Below are 18729 nucleotides of genomic sequence, written 5' to 3' on the forward strand. Positions count from 1 at the left end.
AACGGCTCGCACCACTGGCCGTGCACCCACCGGGACCGAGAGGTCACAACCCTACCCGTGAGGGCTGCAGAAGGGATGGTCCTCTAATGAGCACCCTGACCATCGCATCGGACCCCCAGGACTCGGCGGCCGCAGAAGCGATCGAGGCACATCACACGCAGCTGGCGGGTGAGCTGGCCGGACGGGTCGCGATGCTGATCGCGGCCGCGGACCGCGACCCGGCGGCGGCCGACGGGGCCCGTGCGGAACTGGTCCGCTTCTGCGACCGGGACCTGCTGCCGCACGCGGTCGCCGAGGAGGCGGCCCTCTACCCCGTCGCCCACGACCTGCCCGCCGCCCACCTGCTGATCGACGGCATGCTCGCCGAGCATCGCAGGCTCACCACGCTCGTCGACGCGCTGCGCACCGCCGGATCGGCCGTGCGGGCGGCGACCGACGGCCGGGCGCTCCAAGTGCTGTTCGAGGAGCACCTGGAGAAGGAGAACACCCTCGTCCTGCCGCTGCTGGCCGGCGCACCGGACATCTCCCTCGCCCAACTCCTCACGGGCATGCACGACATCCTCGGCCACGACGACGAGCACGGTGGCGCCGGCGAGGCGGCCACGACCGGCGGTGGCTGCGGGGGAGCCTGTGGCTGCGGGGGTTCGGACGAGACGGAGGTGCCCGAGCTGGACGTACGCGACGTCCCCCACTCGCTGCGGCACGCCACGGTGTTCGGCGCGATCGCCGCGGTGCCCTCCGGACGCGCGATGGTCCTGGTCGCGCCGCACGACCCGCTGCCCCTGCTGGGCCAGATCGAGGACCGTCACCCGGGCGCGTTCGCGGTGGAGTACCTCCAGCGCGGCCCGCAGGCGTGGCGTCTGCTGCTCACACACCGCTGAGCACGCCGCACCGTCCGGTGGCTGACGCGGGCGGGGTGCGACGGAGCCGTTCGGTGATCGGGGACGCGACCACAACCCCGCCCGGACGCGCCGGGGTCAGCCCACCCCTGTTGACTTCAGTACCGCCAGCAGTGTGCGGGCGTCCCGTACGGTGGGGTGGGTTTCGCCGAGGTGGGCGGCGGCGTCGTTCAGCGCCTGTTCGGCGTTGCGTACTCCGCCGGGCCGGTCGCAGCCGAGCATGGCGTGTGAGACCCGCAGCCGCAGGGTCAGTGGGTGGCGTGCGCCCAGCCGCGCTTGTGCCTCGCTGAGGAAGGTGCCGCAGCCATGGCGCGTCTCCGCCATGGACATCCCCTCCTGTCCGCGCTCCCAGCGAAGGACTCGGGCCGCCAGCTCCTCGGCCGCCTCGTCCAGCGTCACCGTGCGGGCAGCGGCGTCGTCCTGCGTGGGCGTGGTGGCTACGGCGTCGGCAGTGCGCTCGGCCGCCTCGTCCACCATCCCCGTGCGGGCAGCGGCCTGCGTGGTGGCTGGGACCGTGTGGGAGGGCTGTGGCGTGGCCCATGTGGTGTCTTCGGGGGTAGGGGCTCGGGTGTAGGCGAGCGTCTGGTAGTGGCGGGTGGCTGGCACCGTGGCGTGCTCCGCGACGAGGGTCCGCGCCTGCTCCGACAGCGGCGGCCGTTCGATGCTGCCCTCGCCGGCCCCGGGGACCAGCGCCTCGGCCACGTCACCGGCCGTCGGCCGCCGCTCCGGATCGGGGTGAAGGCAGGACCGGATCACCTCCCCGAGGTCCCGGGGCAGCCCGGCGAGATCGGGAGTGCCGGCCCGGATGGCGGCGACCACGGACGGCGTGTCCCGGCCCCAGGGGCTGCGCCCCAGAGCGAGGCGGGCGAGGACGGTGCCGAGGGAGAACACATCGCTGGCCGGGGTGAACGTGGGCTGCTCGCGCAGTTGCTCGGGGGAGGCGTACGCGTAGGTGCCGGCGAAGCCGCGCCGTGGCTCGGTGAGCCGTTCGATCTGGGCGATGCCGAAGTCGATGACGCGCGGGCCGTCCTCGGTCAGCAGCACGTTGGCCGGCTTGAGGTCGAGATGCACGATGCCCTCGGCGTGAATGGCGCTCAGGGCGACGGCGATACCCGCCCCCAGCGTCCGTACCAGATCCGCTTCCAGCCCTCCGCAGCGCTCGACGAGTTCCTGCAAGGAGGGGGCGGCCACATACGGCACCGCCATCCACGGCGTCGGACCGTCGGTGTCCGCGGCGATCACCGGCACGGTGAACCGCCCGTCGACCCGCTGGGCCGCCCGCACCTCGTGGGCGAAGCCCCGCTTGATCGGGGGAGCCGCCGCGAGGTGTGCGTGCAGCGTCTTGACCGCGACCATCAGCCCATCGGGATCCTGGCACAGGTAGACACGTCCGAAGCCGCCCTCGCCGACGCACTCCAGCACCTCGTACGTACCGAAGGCGGGCGGCTGGTCCATCCCGGCGACGGGCCGGGCCCGCTCCATCTCCCGCCAGGTCCCGATGGCCGCGGCCTGCGGGTGCACCGCGATCCGGCCGTCCGCGGCGCCCGCGGACTTCCGCTTCAGCGCGGCCTGTTCACCGTTCGCGGGCCGCTCGTCCTTCACCACGACGACCCGTGCCGTCACCGGTTCGCCCTCCTGGAAGACGTACGCCTCGATCTGTACGTTCTCGTCGCTCAGACGGGACACATAGACGCCCGGCAGCCCCAACCCCTCGCACACGGCGGCCTCTTCGGGCATCGGCCGCAGGTCGCCGCGGGCGAAGCAGAGGGCCGTCGCCTCATATCCCTGCCGGGACAGGCCCCGCAGCACGGCCGCCCAGTGCTCGGCGTTCCACGCGCGCCATGTCACGTCGTCCGCACCGTCGTTCACGACCGCGAGGCGGGGCGCCTGGGACGGGCCGGCTTCGCGTGCCAGCACCGCGCATGCCGTCTCCGGGGCGGCCTGCACGGTCTCGCCCAACAGCGTCGCGGTCGGTTCGTCGATGCGGAGCACCGGACGCCGGGCCGTCCGGGCGAGTTCGTCGCGCTGTGCGCGGAGGATGTCGTACTCCGGTGATCCCGGTCCCTGGCCCCGCAGTTCCATGCAGGCGAGGACCTTTCCGAAGCAGTCGACGGCCGTCGCGTGGTCCTCCGCCGCTACCGCCGCCTTCGCCTGCTGGACGCGCGCGGAGAGGGTTCGGGGGCTGTCCGCGCCGTAGAGTTCCTCGGAGCGCGCGGCTATCTGCCCGTACATCCGGCCGGCGCGCTGGAAGTCCCCTTCGGCTTCGACCGCGGCGGCCGTCGCGAGGAGGTCCTGCAGCCCGTCGTGGCCGCCCTCGTTGCCGAACGGCAGTCCTCCGGCGACCTCGGCGTAGCGCTGGCGGGCGATGTTGACGAGCTGGTGGCCGGGGCCGAGTTCCTGTTGCGCGGTCTGCAGCATCTGGGAGAACGCGCGCAGCGCCGCCGCGTTGTCGCCGCTCTTCTGCTGCCAGTAGCCGACCTCGCACAGCAGGGTGAGCGCCGTCTCGGTGCGGTTCTCCGCCTCGGCGGACCGGCGCATGGCTTCGTAGCGGCGGACGGCCTCCTCGGGCCGGCCCGACCGGCCGTGCCAGTGGGCCAGTTGATGCCGGGCGAGTTCGGTGTCCCGATGACGTGGTCCCTGGATCCGCTCCCGGTCGGCCATCAGCCGGCCGAACAGGTGCACTGCGGCTTCCGGTTGTCCGGACTCGCCGGTCCAGTGGGCCAGTTGGTGCCGCAGCGCCAATGTGTCGGCGTCCTGTGGTCCCAGGGCGCGTTCCGCTTGCGCGACCAGCTCCGCGTAGCGTTCGGCGGCCTGCTTCGAATTGCCCTGACGGGCCGTCATTTCCGCCGCCCCGCTGCCCTCCCGCAACAGCGCGACCACCTCCGCGCGAGGAACCGGTACCGCCCCGCGCAGCTTGCCGAACCACCCCACCAAGCCCACCCCCATCGCCGTAGCCGGACGTGTTTCCCGGGCTCAGTATGCTCTACCCAATCGTTTGCGCCAATCGTTTGGGCAACGGTGCCCGCTGGCCTCGTGGGGAACGGAACTGACGGGTGATCGGGGCGGCGCTACGCTTTCGCGCTCATCGCAGACCCGGCCCGATCGGCATGCCCGAGGAAGCCCGCACCACGAGTTCGGGCCTGAGCACCTCCGAGGCGACGGGCTCGCCCGCGATACGGCGCAGCAGCAGCCGTACGGCGCGTCTGCCCTGCTCGGCCATGGGAGAACGGACGCTGGTGAGCGGGACGGGCAGTTCGGCGGCGAGCGGGGTGTCGTTGAACCCGGCCAGCGCGAGGTCTTCGCCCAGGCGCAGGCCCAGGTCGCGGGCGGCGCCCATGGTGCCGATGGCCGCGAGGTCGTTCACGGCGAAGATCGCGGTCGGCCGGTCGGGCCCGCTCAGCAACTCGGCGGCGGCCCGGTGCCCGCCGGCCGTGTCGAAACGGCAGTGCCGCACCCAGTGGGCGGGCAGGGGCAGGCCGGCCTCGCGGTAGCGGTCGGTGAAGCCGGTGGTGCGGTCGGTGCCGGTGCTGGCGAAGGATTCACCGGCGATGACGGCCACCCGGCGGTGGCCCAGATCCAGGAAGTGCTCGGCCACGCGGCGCCCGCCCAGCCGGTCGTCGCAGGTGATCGCCGGGTGGCCGGTGTCGGTGCGGCGGTTGACGAGTACGAAGGGCGTGCCGTCCAGGGCCGGGTCGGTCAGCGCGGCCCCGTCCAGGTGGGCGTCGCCGATGATGAGGCCGTCCACCCGGCGGCCCAGGACCATGCCTATCCGCTCGCGCTGGGTGGCGGGGTCGTCGTGGGTGTTGGTGACGAAGGTGGAGAGCCCCCGCGCGGTCGCCTCCTCCTCCACCCCCTCGTAGATGGTGGCCACCACGATCTCGGACAGCCGGGGGAAGAGCACCCCGACCAGGTTGCTGCGCCGGGTGCGCAGGCTGGTGGCGTGCGGGTTGGGCCGGTAGCCGAGTTCGTCGGCCAGCTCCCGGATCCGTCGCGCCGTCTCGCCCGACGCCGCGCGGCCCTGTTCCACGGAGGGGCCGTTGAGGACCCGGGAGACCGTCGAGACGTGCAGCCCGAGCCGTTCCGCGATCCCGCGCAGTGTCACCGGACCGCCCTCGCCCGCCATACCCGTCTCCCACCTCGCCGCTGCCGAACCGCCCCCATTCTCCCCAACGGGACACCTCCGGCGGCCGCCCGGACGCACCTGGACCCGGGCCGCACGGCTTCTGGCCGGCAGCCGGGCGGATTCCGGGGGGTGGCTAGGCGGATTCCGGGAGGGGCCGGGCGGATTCCGGGAGCGGGTGGCTTCCGAGGGGTGGCCGGGCGGCTTCCGGGGGGGGTGGCCGGACGGATTCCGGGGGGCGGCCGGAAGGATTCTGGCTGGCCGCCGGGGTGGCTTCCGGCGGGTGACCAGGCGGATTCCGGGAGGCGGCCGGGCGGATTCCGGCTGGCCGCCGGGGTGGCTTCCGGCGGGTGACCAGGCGGATTCCGGGGGGCGGCCGGGCGGATTCCGGGAGGCGGTCAGGCGGGGAAGCCTCGGGGTTCGCCCTCACCGCCCGCCACGTAACCACAACCCAGCCGAACAACCGTGACAGTGGCGGCAGTTGCGAGGGCCGGTCGTTCGCCTTGTCAGTGGTCGGTCGTCGTCCCGTCCGGGGAGGGCTGGTGGATGCCGGTGATCCAGCGGTTGGTGGACAGGGGGTCGTGGGGTTCTGGGTGGAGGCCGGTGCCGAGGCGGGGGGTGTGGTCGAAGGGGGTGTGGGTTGTGGTGTGCCAGCCGTGGTGGGTGAGGGTGGTTGCCGAGTCCGGGCGTGGGTCCGGGTCGAACAGGGCGAGCAGGTCGACGCCGATGCGTTCGCGGGCCGCCGTGTAGATCGGGGAGTTGCGGACCGCGGCCGACTCGACGCCCTCTTTCACCTCGTAGCCGAGGGAGCTTCCGGGGGCGCTGAGGGCGGTGACGGCGGCGATCAGACGGCGTTCCGCGGCGGCCGGGAGGTAGAGGAGCAGGCCCTCGGCCAGCCAGGCCGTCGGGTGGGCGGGATCGAGGCCCGCTGCGAGCAGGGCGTGCGGCCAGTCGTCCCCTCGTAGGTCCGCCGCGATCGGCACGCGCCGGGCGCGGGATGTGGCCGCCAGGCCGTCCAGGGTGTGCTGTTTGAAGGCGAGTACCGGCTCCTGGTCGATCTCGAAGACGGTGCTGCCGCTCGGCCACGGCAGTCGGTACGCACGGGTGTCGAGGCCCGCGCCGAGCAGGACCAGTTGGCGGGTGCCCGTCTCGACGCGGTCCAGCAGATGGTCGTCGAACACCCGGGTCCGCAGGCCGAAGTAGCGGCCGAGCCTGCCCCACAGGGGGTCGGCGTCACCGCCCGGCACCTCCTCGGGGCGCACCGGCCAGTCCGCGCAGGCCGGGGCGGCACGGACGAAGTGCTCGGCGTATTCGTCCCGGGCCGGCGCGTCGGGCCGGTGCGTCTCGATGGCACGGGCGGCGGCCACCAGCAGCGCGGTCAGACCGACACCTCGCTCAACCCCATTGGACTCGTAAGCGGTTGCCGTCAGACCGACACCTCGCTCAACCCCATTGGACTCGTAAGCGGTTGCCGTCAGACCGACACCTCGCTCAACCCCATTGGACTCGTGGGCGGTTGCCGTCAGACCGACACCTCGCTCAACCCCATTGGATTCGTGGGCGGTTGCCGTCAGACCGACACCTCGCTCAACCCCATTGGATTCGTGGGTGGTTGCGGTCATGTCTCCTCCTCTTCGGGGTGCCGGGTCCATGCGGCGGTGTGTGCGTACGGGGTGATACGGGCGCCGTAGAGGCGTCGCATGAAGCCCAGGATCCGCTCGTCGGGGGTGTGCAGGGCGGTGGTGCAGTCGCCGAGGACCGTGATGTGGAAGCCCTTCTGGAACGCGGTACGGGCCGTGCTGTCCACGCAGACGTCGGTGAACAGCCCGGCGAAGGCCAGGTGTCCGGTGCCACGGCCGGCGAGGTATTCCTCGAAGCCGGCGCAGAGGAAGGCGTCGAAACAGGCCCGCTTGGTGAACACCCGCTCGCCGGGCGCCGGTTCGAGCGGCGCCGCGAACTCGGCGCCCCAACTGCCCTCCAGGCACTTGGCCGGCCGTCCGCGCCGCTCGTCCCGGCGCCGCCAGGCGGGTCCCTGGTGGGCCGGGTCCCCGGTGAAGCGGACGAACACCACCTCGGTGCCGTGCTCCCGGGCCGCCGCGACCGCGCGCACGGTGTGGGTGACGACACTCCGCAGTGCCGCCGGGTCACCGGGGTAACGGGAGGTCGCGAGCGGGCCGGTGCAGAAGTCGTTCTGCATGTCGACGACGACCAGCGCCGTACCCCGGTGCGCCGCCGGCGTCATGGTCCGGCGGGCCGTGACGTGGTGACGGGCTGCCCCGCCCGCGCCCGCCCGCCCGGCTCCAGCGCGTCGAGGAAGGCGTCCACCACGTCCGTCGTGCGGTGCTGCCCGCCGAGGTCGGGGGTGAGGATGCCGTCCCTGCGGACGCCGGCGAGGGCCCGCTCCGCCGCGGCACCGGCGCCGGGGCACTCCGCGTGCCGCTCGGCGATCGCGGCGGCGGCCCGGACGGTGGCCACCGGGTTGACCAGGTCGCGTCCCTCCAGGTCGTCCGCCGAGCCGTGCACCGTCTGGTACTCGACCAGCCCGTGCACATCGGGGTGGAGATGCACATTGCGGGTGCAGTGGTCCTCCTGGCGTCCGGCGCCGAACCGGTCGAGCAGGACGACATGCATGATGTCGGCCCACTCGTTGCCCGCCACCAGCACCGTGCGGTCGGCCGGGCCGTGCGCGATCAGGTTCCGGTTGACCGTGTCCGGCTGGAAGACCCGTACGTCGACGCCGTGGCGGTCGGCGAACTCGGCCGCCCAGTCGTCCAGCGCACCGTCCAGCAGATGGAACTTGTACGCCATCACGATCCGGTCCGGCCCCTCGTGCGGCCACTCGCGCCAGGCCCGGCGCACCGCGTACTCCAGGACCTTCCCGGTGATCTCCCGGCTGAACTCCGTGACCCGCCTGACGTGTCCGGGCCGGTGCTCGTTGTCACCGGTGTAGAAGCCCTGCGCCTGGTCCCGGACCAGCAGCATCCTGGCGCCGCCCGCGTCGAGCGTGTCCACCTTCACGGCCCGGAGCCGCTGCCGTACCAGATACAGGGTCTGGGCGTTGATCGCCGTACGGAAGATCACCCGGGTGCCCGCCGCGGCCCGTGCGCGGACGAATTGTTCGTAGTGGTCGGCGTCCTCCTGGGTCAGCCGGCGCGTCTCCTCGATGCCGCCGCCGTCCCGGTCCCGGGTGGCGGACCGTGCCCGCAGGGAGAGGTACGAGTGGTAGGTGCGCGGCGAGCGCACCACCGCGATGTCGCTGCCGTACATCCGGGCGAACCCGTCCAGGACCCGTTCGAAGACCGCCGCGATCTCCGCGCCCGTGCCCCGGCCGACGGCCAGGCCGACGATGTGTTCCGCGCTGCTCATGACGGATTCCGGCCACCGTGTCAGGCCGCGGGCCCGGTGCCCGTCCCGACCCCGGCGACCAGGTGGTCACCGGGGATGCCCGCCTTGTCCGGGGCGTAGTAGTCCCTGATGCCCTCGACCCAGGTCGGCGCGGGGATCCGGTCGCCGGCCGCGGGATCGAAGGCGTCGAAGAGGGCGTCGACATTGCCGCGTTCGAAGCCGATCGCCGTCATCAGGGCCATGAAGTCCGGGCGTTCGATCAGCCCGTCGCCGTCCGGGTCGCCGAGGGCGGCGAGGGCCTGGGCGAACCCGGTGACCGTGGCGTCGAAGCGCTCGGGCGAGAGCACACAGGCGGTGTACTCCTCGAAGCTGATCACGCCGTCTCCGTTGGCGTCCAGCTCGGTCAGCAGCGTGGTCCAGTACCGTTCGAAGGCCGCCCGCATGGCGTCCTTGGCCGCCTGGCCGGAACGGGGTGCCGCGGCGACGACCCGGTCGCCCATGAGCGTGAAGTCCTCCGACTCCAGGACTCCGTTGCCGTTCGCGTCCAGGAGGGAGAAGACGAGGGCGACTCGCTGGGTGGCCTCTGCGCGCATGACTTGGTGACCTCTCGTGAGGGTGCGTCGGGGAATGGGGGTCGGGCGGGACCTGCGCCCGCTCCGTACGGCCGGACTTCGCCCGGCCCGAATCATGATTGCCGTGAGGTCCGAGGCGTGTGCGGCCATGCAGGGATGTATCGCCGAATAGGAGGAATCGGCCTGATTCTGTTGCGTGTTGTGGTGGGGGCGTGCACGCGCGCGTGGCGGTTGCGGCGGTGCAGGTCAGTCGGCGGCGGCACGGGACGCCCGGTCGTCGTGGGCGCCGCCCGGGCAGCGCCCGGCCGCGGCCAGGGCCAGCGTGACCGCGAGCGAGGCCATTGCCATCGCCGTCATTCCGGTGGCCGGCGAGGTCAGTTGGGCCACCGAGCCGGCCAGCGCGGCGCCCATGCCCTGCAACGTCAGCATGCCCGCCGAGTGCAACCCCAGGGCGTGGCCGCTGAGTTCGTCGGGGGTCAGGGCCATCAGCCGCTCCTGCTGGATCAGGCTCGCGCCGAAGCCGACGGAGGCGAGGGCGACACAGATGGCGGCGAGCGGGACCGCGGGGCGCAGCGCGAACACCGCGTACGGGGCGGCGAGCAGCGCGAGCAGCGGTGTCGCCAGCCGGGCCCTGACCGGCCCCGGCAGCAGCCGGCCGACGGTCACATCACCGGCGAGCATGCCCAGTGCCGCGCAGGCGAACAGGGTGCCCGCGGCGTCCGGGGCGTACGACACGTAAAGGGATTCACAGCCGACGACCAGGCCGTTGGGGATCCACAGGCCCAGGTAGGTCAGGCGGCGCGGGCGGGCCGACCACAGGACGGCGTTGGTGCGCCAGGTCGCCGTGACCGAGGGTCGGCCGGCCGCCCGGGGCGGGCGCGCGGTCAGGCCCAGGCGCAGGACGAGGGCCGCCGCCAGGTAGAGGACGGTCGCCAGCAGCAGCGAGGCGCGCGGGGAGAGGACGGCGACCAGGACGCCGCCCGCCGCGTACCCGGTGATCTGCATGATGCCGGACATCATGTTGAACACCGAACGCCCCAGCAGATAGCCGTCCTTGGTCAGGATCTCGTTGAGCAGTCCCCAGCGGACGCCGCCGCCGAGGGAGGCGACGAGGCCGAGGGCGAGGACGACACCGAAGACCGCGGCGATCGGCAGGCCGGGCAGTGCGAGGACCGCCGTGCCGGCCGCGAAGGACAGGGAGATGCCCGTCAACGCGGCCCGCGGGCGCAGCCGGTCGGAGCCGGACAGGAGGAGGGTGGCGCCCAGCACCTGGGCAAGCGACGGGCCGAACATGCTCAGGGCGGACAGCAGCGGCGAGTTGGTCGCCCGGTACACCAGCGTCCCGAGGGCGAGACCGCTGACGGTCTGGGCGGCGGTGTGCGCGGCGGTGGCGAGAAAGAGCGGGGCGAACTCCGGGGCCCGGAAGAGGCTTCGATATCCCGACCGCCCGAGGTCCGACCGGTCCCCGGGCGAACGCTCCGCGGGCGCCCGGTCACGCGGCGGGCGGTCGGAGGACGAACCCTCCGGGGACGGACGGTCCCCGGGCGGGGTCTCCGGGGACGGGCGGTCCCCGGGTGGGCACTCCGTGGAGGGGCGGTCCCCGGGTGGGCACTCCGTGGAGGGGCGGTCCCTGAGCGGGGGCTCTGCGGAAGGGTGCGTGGTGGAGGCGGGCCTTGAGGTGGGGGCGCCGTCCCTCGGCGCGCGGTCGGCTGCCACACCGTCGAAAGACACACGATCCACGGCCGGGCGCCCACAAGACGCACCGTCGAAAGACGCCCGGTCGCTCGGCGAACGGCCGGAGGACGAACCCTCCGGGGACGGACGGTCCCCGGGCGGGGTCTCCGGGGAGGGGTGGTCGGCTGAGCCGGTTCTTGCGGTGGGGGCGTGGGACGGAGTCGAGGGGGGTGTGGGGGGCGGGGTGGAAGGGTTGGTGTCGGGCATGCGCGGAGTCTCGGGGTGGCCGGTGGCGGCCGTTATTGTTTCGTCCTGGTGCGAAACGTCGTACGGGAGGAGACCGCCGTGGGCTGGTGGCAGGTCAACGCGGACACGCTGGCCGGCAGCCGGTTCGTACTCTCCCCGCTCGCCGAGACCTTCGCCGCTCTGAAGCTGCTGCACGCGGGCGGGGGAACGCATCCCGGCGAGGCGGAGTGGCTGCGCGAGCATCTGCCCGCGTACCGGGCGCGGCTCGCGGCCGACCCGGTCACCGCGCTGCTGGTGCGGGCCGGCCTGGGCCGGCAGCGGTCCCTGCGGCCGGAGCCGGCGCGGCCGGGCGGCCGGGAGGTCAAGGGCTGGAACGCCGACTTCCTCACTCCCCCGCCGCGCGACGGCGAGACCTTCGAGGAGGCCGTGGCGCGGGTGCGGGCGGCCCGCCCCGAGGCGGCGCGGGCCGATCTGCGGGTGTCCCTGGCCGGCCCGGTCCCCGCCGCACTGCACCGCGACGACCTGCCCGAGCGGGCGGCCACGCTCCTGGAGTACGTGTGGACGAAGACCGTGCGGCCGTACTGGGACCGGCGCCGACGCGTCCTGGAGGCGGATGTGGTCGCGCGGACCGCGCAGGTGAGCCGGGGCGGCTGGGCGGCGGTGCTGGACGCGCTCGCGCCGGGGCGCACGCGCTGGCTCGGCGAGAACCGGCTCCAGGTGAACCGGCACGAGTATCCGCCCCGGGAGATCTCCGGCGCGGAGCTGGTGTTCGTGCCGGTGACCGTGCAGACGGGCTGGGTGGCCTGGGAGGAACGGGACCGGTACGCCGTGGTCTACCCCTGCGCCGGGGCGCTGACGGACGTACGGGACCGGGCGGTGCCCGCGAGCCTGGGCGCGCTGCTCGGAGCGACCCGGGCCGAGGTGCTGGTGCTGCTCGGTTCCCCGATGAGCACGACGCAGCTGACGGCGGTGACCGGGCAGGGGCTCGGGTCGGTCGGGCGGCATCTGAAGGTGCTGCTGGAGGCGGGACTGGTCGAGCGGCGGCGGGCGGGCCGGTCGGTGCTGTACTCACGGACCCCGGCTGGCCGGATACTCGTCGAGGCCGGACGGCCGTGATGCGCCCTCGGTCGGCCGCGGCGGCATCGTGACCGGTTGCACCGCCAGGTCCGCGGCTCCGCATAGCATCGCGTCATGACGACTGACGACCAGAACGGCTCCGTACTCGACGTCGAGATCGACGCGCTCCAGGGCGGCCCCGCAGATCTGCCGCAGTACGCGGGCAAGGCCGTGCTCATCGTGAACGTGGCCTCCAAGTGCGGCCTGACGCCGCAGTACTCGGGTCTTGAACGGCTCCAGGAGCGGTACGCGGCGCGGGGCTTCACCGTGCTCGGCGTGCCCTGCAACCAGTTCCTCGGGCAGGAGCCCGGCAGCGCCGAGGAGATCGCCGAGTTCTGCTCCGCGACGTACGGCGTGACCTTCCCGATGACCGAGAAGGTCGAGGTGAACGGGGCGCAACGGCACGCGTTGTACGAGCGTCTTGCCGGCTTCGCCGACGCCGAGGGGCACAGCGGCGACATCCGCTGGAACTTCGAGAAGTTTCTGATCGGGCGGGACGGCACGGTCGTCGCCCGGTTCGCGCCGCAGACCGAGCCGGAGTCGGCGGAGGTCGTGGCGGCCATCGAGGGCCGGCTCGGCTGAGCGGCGGCCCGCCCGGTTGACCTTCCCCCTGCGGACTGGGACACGGCGGGACCCGGGGACGCGGTGTGCGACGTGGCGTTCCCGGTGCGGTGACACCGATGACGCCGGTGACGTCGGTGACGATGCGGTGACGCCGGGTGGTCGGTGCCTTACGCGGACCGGATGCCCCGGGGAAGGGGCGAGCCCCCTCGGCAAGGACGGCGAACTGGTCGAGAGGGCTCTGGGTCGAGCTTGTGCAGTTGTAACTGGTGCAGTTGTGGATGGTGCAGTTGTGGATGTCGCGATTACGGATGGTGTGGTTGTCGGCGGAATCCGGCGGGGCCAGAAAGGTTTCCCTACGCCTTGACCGATGCCACGAAGGCGTTCCACGCGTCGGTGGGGAAGGCCAGGACCGGTCCCTCGGAAACCTTGGAGTCGCGTACGGCGAGTCCCTCGGGTGCGGGCGACTTGACCTCGACGCACGCCCCGTTCCCTGCGGAATAGGAGGACTTCGTCCACGTCGCCGTGGCGCCCTGAAGCAGTGCCATGTCCACTCCTGTTGCGAGTTTCTGTCGTGCGATTCGCGCCAACGGTCTTCCAGTTGGCGTGATCGACGCTACTCGCCACCCTCCCCTCACGGAGGAGTCGTTCACTCGACTGGATGGCATATTCCAGTGGAGTCTTCCACCGGAGCGATGGGCCCATGTAGCATGCGCGCCGCCCTCGATGGAAGGCTCAACGGGCGTAACTTTTCGCCGCGTCTGCAATGAATTGCCGGGATTGTTCCACATTGAGGGACTGTGCCCGCAGATGTTCGTACATCACCGCGTACTTCTGAACGTCGTGCGCCTTCTCCAGGTACAGGTCGCTGGTGACCCCCTCCAGATACACCACGCTGGAGTCGGCCGCGTCCGCGAACTCCAGGATCGCGTACTGCCCGTTGAGCCCCGGATGCGCCCCGCACTCGAACGGCAGCACCTGCACGGTGACATGGGGCAGATGGGACATCTCGATCAGATGCTCCAACTGCTCGCGCATCACCAGTTTGCTGCCGACGAGCCGGCGCAGCGCGGCCTCGTCCAGCACCACCCACAGCCGAAGCGGGTTGTGTTCGGCGCTGATACGTTCCTGTCGCCGCATCCGCACCTGGACCCGCTTGTCGATGTCCTCGGTCGATGTCTCCGGCAACGCGCCCTGCACCAGGGCCTCCGCGTACGCGCGGGTCTGCAACAGGCCGGTGACGAGCTGGGGTTCGTACACCCGCAGTGACTCGGCGTCGGTCTCCAGGCCGATGTAGACGCTGTACGGGATGTCCCCGAACGCGTGCCACCAGCCCTGCTGTCTCGAGTCCCGGGCCATCTCCATCAGCGAGTCGACGATCCGCTGGTCCTCGACCTCGTACACCCCGCACAGGTCACGGACGTCCCGCTGGCTGATGCTGCGCCGCCCGTTCTCCAACCGGCTGATCTTCGACTGCGACACCAGCAGTCGCTCAGCCACCTCTTCCGCCGTCATGCCCTTGAGCTCACGGAGCCTGCGCAACTCCTGGCCCAACCGGCGTCGCCTGACGGTGGGATTGACATTGGACGCCACGGGACGTGCACCTCCGGCTGACTGCCTGTACCTGGCACTTTGCGTATCTGCTGTTGAGCAGACTGCCACCAAGGTGCTTATCACCGCTGGCAAACGGTGGATATGCGGCGCGTACGCGTCAGTTCGAGCGCAGACGGCCGAGCGGGACGGCGAGACCGGGGTCTCACCGTCCCGCTCGGACCAGCGGCTCCCGAACCGGGTCTGGGGACTGACGGTGCGGCATACGGTGGTGCTCCGTGCGGCCGGGTGGCGCGCGGTGCCGTGGAAACTGCGGCTCAGTGGACCACGGCGCGCGCCATCGAACCGCGGCGCGGTTGCATCGGAACCCCGTGTGCGGGTTCCACCGCGGGCCGGGCGCCGGGCCCGGACTGCTGCCGGCCGGCCGCGGCGGGGCCGCGGCGCGGCTGGGCCACCGCACCGTTCTGGACGTCCATCACGGCGTGCGCCACGAGGCCGCCCATCGGGTCGTGCCTGATCAGATCCCGTAGCCGGGAGCGGGACGAGCGTCCCTCGTTGCCCGGATACAGGTGCTTGCCGAGGCCGACCGCGTGCGCCAGGGCGGCGAGCGCCGCGGTCCGCGGGTCCGGCGGCACGCCGGTGCGGATCGCGGAGTCCAGCCGGGCACGGATCTCCCGGCTGATGGCGGTCTCCGTCGCCTGATAGCGAGTGGTCGGCAGCACCCCGCACATCTGGCCCGGCACGGCGGCGACCATGCCGCACCGCTCCAGATGCGAGAGATAGGTCTGGCGAAGCCCTAGACGCGGCCCGCCGATCCAGTGGACGGCACGTACCGGAGCGCCGCGCCTGCGCAGCAACTCCAATGCACTGTCCAAAGTCGGATCTCCTGTCGGCCGTGGCACCACCACGGCGATACGATCCCCGTCTGGGGCTATCCGTCCGGCCAGCGCCAGCTCCACTAGCTGTGCACCGGCCAGACCGAGGTCGAGCGACTGCGGCTGTGCAGTGGTACCCGTGGTCGGGTCCAATGCCAGCAGCAGAAGCTCCTCCGGAAGTGTTCTGCGGCTCCTGCCCATCCATGCCTCCCCGCGTGGATGAATGACAGGGTGACCCCTCTCACATTGGTCTGTCGAGAGTGCGTGACCGGTTCGTAAGGGAACCGGTAGGTATGTCGTTCTCGTCTACCCCATGGGTTTGGCCCATACACAGGACACTGGTACATGGTTCGGACAGCGGTGGGAGACGCGGTCCGGGCGGGGCCAGCGGTCAACAACGGTCGGTTCGGCGGCCGCACCCAGGACGTGCGGCGCATGGAGGAGGCATCGGTGGCGGGCGAGTCCCCCGACAGGTCGAAGCAGCGCGAGTCGTCGGGAGAACCGACGTCGGGGAGCGCGGGCACGGTTCCCGACACGCGGGATCCGCGGCTCGCGGTGGCCCGCGCGTCCGAGTCCCGCGGGGGCGCGTCCCATGGCGGCGCGGACACGGCGACCAAGGTGCTCTCGACACGGGAGGCGTCGACCGACGCCGACAACACGACGAACGCCGCGAAGCCGGCCCAGGCCGGTGGCCGGGCGGGCACCGGGAACACGGGCGGAACGGGGGGCCGGTCGAGCACCCGCAACCCGGCCCAGCCCGAGAGCCGAACGGGGACCGGGAACACGGCGCAGACCGAGGGCCGGGCAGAAGCCCAGACCGAGAGCCGGGCAGGGGCCCGGGGCGGCAGCGCGGAGACGGACCGGAACACGGCCGGGGCCGCCACGCGCGACGGCGGTGCGACGGCGGCCGGGAACACCGGCGAGGCCGAGGACGCGGCGCAGGGCGGCGTCGGTCCGGAGAGCGACGGGACGGGAGCGCGCCTGGCGGCTGCTGTGGCGGCGTGGGTGCGCCCGGGTGACTCCGGTGACGCCGACGGCGCGGAGCCCGCTGAAGCGCCCTCCAAGCCGCTTCCCGGGGCCGCTGAACCCCGACCTGAGGACTCCACGGCCTCGAAGGCACCCTCCGCCTCCGGAACCGACCCCGAGGACGCGGACCGCACCCCGGATCCCGAGACGACCTCCGAACCTGCGGCTGCCCAGAAGACGGCCCCAGCCGCCGACACGAACACGGCCCCCGCCAGGGACACCGACCCCAAGGCGGACGCGGACTCCAAGGCGAACGTGCCCTCCAAGGCGGACGCAGGCTCCGAGGCGGGAGTCAGCCACGACGCGGACGCAGACGCAGAGACAAACAGGGCCCCCGCCAGGGACACCGACCCCAAGGCGGACGCAGACCCCGAGGCGGACGCAGACCCCGAGGCGGACGCAGACCCCGAGGCGGACGCGGACCCCGAGGCGGACGCTGCCTCGAAGGCGGACGCAGGCTCCAAGCCGAAGGCGGCTTCCAGGACGAACGCGGGCTCCACCAAGGCGAAGGCGGATGCCGCCCGTACCGCGGAGGGTGAGGCCGTCGCCATAGCCGCCGGCTCGGTTTCCGGTGTCCGGACGAACGACGAAGCCGAGGCAGGGGCCGAGGATGCCACGGGCGTTGACGCTCCTCAGGCGTCCGGCACCAAGGCGGGTACCGGCTCCCCCGCAAGGGCCCACGGTGCCGCCGACGCCGCCGCGGACTCGGCCGGCAAGGCAGCGGCCGACTCCGCGGCAGCCGACGGGGCGAAGACCGGCGCCGGCGCCAAGACCGGTGCGGCCGCCAAGACGGATGCCGGCACCCCCCTCGGCCAGGGCTCTTCCTCGGGTGCCGGTGCCCAAGCCGATACCGACGCCGATACCGACGCCGACGCCGACGCCGACACAGATGGTGACGACGACGCCGACGCCGACACAGATGGTGACGACGCCGATGGCGGCAGCGCCCCCCAGGGCGGACCCGCGGACCGCCGTGACGGACCCGCGGACGGCCCTGGCGGACCCGCGGACCGCCGTGACGGACCCGCGGACCGCCGTGACGGACCCGCGGATGGCCGTGGCGGACCCGCGGACGGCCGTGGCGGATCCGCGGACGGCGCCGGGCGCGAAGGCGGAGTCGGGGCGCAGGGTGTTGATCAGCCGACCGCGGTTTTCAAGGCCGTACGGGCGCCCGCGGACGCGCCGGTCGATCAGCCGACGACCATGCTCAAGGTGGGCGGCGCCAAGAAGCCCGGCACGTCCGAGACCGATGCCGAGCAGACCAGCAAGTTCGTCGCGCTGAAGCCGCTCGACGACCCGGCCGCCCGCAAGCCCCCGGCGGCCCCCGCCGACGCGACCGCCCGTGTCCCCCGGCTCGGCCCCGAGCGCACCACCCAGCAGCCGCTCCCGCCGAAGCCGCCGCTCGACCTGCTGGCCGAGCTGACGAACACGCCGCCGCCCCCGCAGACCCCGGTCCGCACGGTCGTGCGCCGGGTCAAGATCTGGACCCCGCTGGTCGTCCTGCTGGCCGTCGTCTTTGCGATCGTGCAGGCGCTGCGCCCGCTGCCCACGCCGAGCCTCGATCTGACCGCCGAGGAGAACTACACCTTCACCGGCGGCAAGGCGTCCATCCCGTGGCCGTCCGGCGGTCAGGGCGCGCTCGACGTGCAGGGCATCGGCTCGTTCGGCTCGTCCGGCGAGGAAAAGCCCGTGCCGATCGCCAGTGTCGCCAAGGTCATGACCGCGTATCTGATCCTGCGCGAGCATCCCCTCAAGGGCGGTGAGGGCTCGAAGATCCCCGTGGACCAGACGGCCCAGGACCAGGCGACCGCGGACGGCGAGTCCACCGTGGAGGTCCGCGCGGGCGACACCATCACCGAACGGGAGGCGCTCGAAGGGGTGCTGATCGCGTCCGCGAACAACGTGGCGCGGCTGCTCGCCCGCTGGGACGCCGGTTCGGAGAAGGCGTTCGTGGCGAAGATGAACGCCGCCGCCAAGGACCTGGGGATGACCCACACGACGTACACGGACCCGTCGGGTCTGGAGAAGACGACGGTCAGCACGGCCGTGGACCAGGTGAAGCTGGCGAAGGCCGCGATGCAGAACGCCTCCTTCCGCGAGGTCGCCCGGATGATGGAGTACACCGACTACAAGGGCACCAAGCACAGCAACTGGAACCGTCTGGTCGGCTACAACGGCGTCATCGGCATCAAGACCGGCACCACCACCGCGGCTGGCGGCAACCTGGTCTTCGCGGCGACCCGGGAGGTCGGCGGGGAGACGCGGACCATCGTCGGCGCCGTGGTCGGCCAGGGCCCCGGCGGCTCGGACAACACGATCATCAGCGGCGCCCTCGACGCGGGCGACAAGCTGATCCGGGCCGCACAGGGCGCGCTGAACTCGGCGACGATCCTGAAGAAGGGCGATGTCGTCGGGTACGTCGACGACGGGCTCGGTGGCCGTACGCCGGTCGTGATCACCAAGGACGTCACGGCGGTCGGCTGGGCGGGGCTGAAGGTCGGGCTGTCGTTCGTCGCCGACGATGTGCCGCACTCCGCCAAGGCGGGCACGAAGGTGGGCACCCTCACCGTGGGCGACGGTTCGAACGGCGCGGTCAAGGTGCCGGTCGCCTTGCAGAAGGACCTCGCCGAACCCGGTTTCACGGACAAGCTGACCCGGCTCGGCTGACCCGCCGCACCCGGTCCGTTCCCGCACCCCGTCGACGGGGCCCCACCCGGGGGCCGCGCGGCGGGGTGCGTGCTAGC

Annotated in this window: 14 protein-coding genes; 4 read left to right on the forward strand and 10 right to left on the reverse strand. The window is 72.5% G+C overall.

Annotated features, from left to right (window positions below):
• Positions 1-86: 86 nt before the first annotated feature.
• On the forward strand, positions 87-881 hold the full coding sequence (locus ABT245_RS34275; protein ID WP_351741440.1) for a DUF2249 domain-containing protein: 795 nt from the start codon (positions 87-89) through the stop codon (positions 879-881).
• A 96-nt stretch (positions 882-977) separates the two neighbouring features.
• Here ABT245_RS34275 and ABT245_RS34280 read toward each other — a convergent pair whose 3' ends face one another.
• The 7 genes from ABT245_RS34280 to ABT245_RS34310 all read right to left on the reverse strand — a co-directional run bounded on the left by ABT245_RS34280 (position 978) and on the right by ABT245_RS34310 (position 10271).
• Entirely contained in the window at positions 978-3839 is a 2862-nt protein-coding gene (locus tag ABT245_RS34280) for a protein kinase domain-containing protein (protein ID WP_351741443.1), read from the reverse strand.
• A gap of 142 nt (positions 3840-3981) precedes the next feature.
• Positions 3982-5022: a LacI family DNA-binding transcriptional regulator gene (locus tag ABT245_RS34285; protein WP_351741445.1), complete on the reverse strand. Its 1041-nt coding sequence runs from the start codon at positions 5020-5022 to the stop codon at positions 3982-3984.
• A gap of 503 nt (positions 5023-5525) precedes the next feature.
• The gene (locus ABT245_RS34290) at positions 5526-6449 is read right to left on the reverse strand and encodes an SAM-dependent methyltransferase (RefSeq protein WP_351741568.1); all 924 of its coding nucleotides are present in this window, start codon (positions 6447-6449) and stop codon (positions 5526-5528) included.
• 188 nt (positions 6450-6637) lie between these two features.
• Positions 6638-7261, reverse strand: a complete 624-nt coding sequence (locus ABT245_RS34295) for a cysteine hydrolase family protein (protein WP_351741448.1) — start codon at positions 7259-7261, stop codon at positions 6638-6640.
• On the reverse strand, positions 7258-8385 hold the full coding sequence (locus tag ABT245_RS34300) for an isocitrate/isopropylmalate family dehydrogenase (protein ID WP_351741450.1): 1128 nt from the start codon (positions 8383-8385) through the stop codon (positions 7258-7260). Before ABT245_RS34300 ends, ABT245_RS34295 begins: the two co-directional genes overlap by 4 nt.
• A gap of 20 nt (positions 8386-8405) precedes the next feature.
• Complete coding sequence (locus tag ABT245_RS34305) at positions 8406-8957, reverse strand: EF-hand domain-containing protein (RefSeq protein WP_351741453.1); 552 nt, start codon at positions 8955-8957, stop codon at positions 8406-8408.
• 225 nt (positions 8958-9182) lie between these two features.
• On the reverse strand, positions 9183-10271 hold the full coding sequence (locus ABT245_RS34310) for an MFS transporter (protein ID WP_351741456.1): 1089 nt from the start codon (positions 10269-10271) through the stop codon (positions 9183-9185).
• A gap of 684 nt (positions 10272-10955) precedes the next feature.
• On the opposite strand from ABT245_RS34310, the gene ABT245_RS34315 reads away from it, so the two are divergent.
• Together ABT245_RS34315 and ABT245_RS34320 are read left to right on the forward strand one after the other, a co-directional pair.
• On the forward strand, positions 10956-11972 hold the full coding sequence (locus tag ABT245_RS34315) for an ArsR/SmtB family transcription factor (RefSeq protein WP_351741571.1): 1017 nt from the start codon (positions 10956-10958) through the stop codon (positions 11970-11972).
• A gap of 75 nt (positions 11973-12047) precedes the next feature.
• Positions 12048-12554, forward strand: coding sequence for a glutathione peroxidase (locus ABT245_RS34320; RefSeq protein ID WP_351741458.1), 507 nt, complete (start codon positions 12048-12050; stop codon positions 12552-12554).
• A 335-nt stretch (positions 12555-12889) separates the two neighbouring features.
• Here the strand turns inward: ABT245_RS34320 and ABT245_RS34325 are convergent, their stop codons facing one another.
• The 3 genes from ABT245_RS34325 to ABT245_RS34335 form a co-directional block, all read right to left on the reverse strand.
• Positions 12890-13081: a DUF397 domain-containing protein gene (locus tag ABT245_RS34325; protein ID WP_351741460.1), complete on the reverse strand. Its 192-nt coding sequence runs from the start codon at positions 13079-13081 to the stop codon at positions 12890-12892.
• Between the two features lie 187 nt (positions 13082-13268).
• A complete protein-coding gene (locus ABT245_RS34330) occupies positions 13269-14126 on the reverse strand; it encodes a helix-turn-helix domain-containing protein (RefSeq protein WP_351741463.1) in 858 nt (285 codons plus the stop codon).
• Positions 14127-14401: 275 nt separating this feature from the next.
• The gene (locus ABT245_RS34335; protein WP_351741465.1) at positions 14402-15160 is read right to left on the reverse strand and encodes a GOLPH3/VPS74 family protein; all 759 of its coding nucleotides are present in this window, start codon (positions 15158-15160) and stop codon (positions 14402-14404) included.
• Positions 15161-16240: 1080 nt separating this feature from the next.
• Between ABT245_RS34335 and ABT245_RS34340 the strand changes: the two genes are divergently transcribed.
• Positions 16241-18652 carry a D-alanyl-D-alanine carboxypeptidase gene (locus ABT245_RS34340; protein ID WP_351741573.1) on the forward strand — a complete coding sequence of 804 codons (2412 nt, stop codon included), beginning with the start codon at positions 16241-16243 and terminating at the stop codon, positions 18650-18652.
• Positions 18653-18729: the final 77 nt, after the last annotated feature.

Source organism: Streptomyces sp. NPDC001508, from assembly GCF_040298665.1.
In the GTDB taxonomy this organism is placed as follows: domain Bacteria; phylum Actinomycetota; class Actinomycetes; order Streptomycetales; family Streptomycetaceae; genus Streptomyces.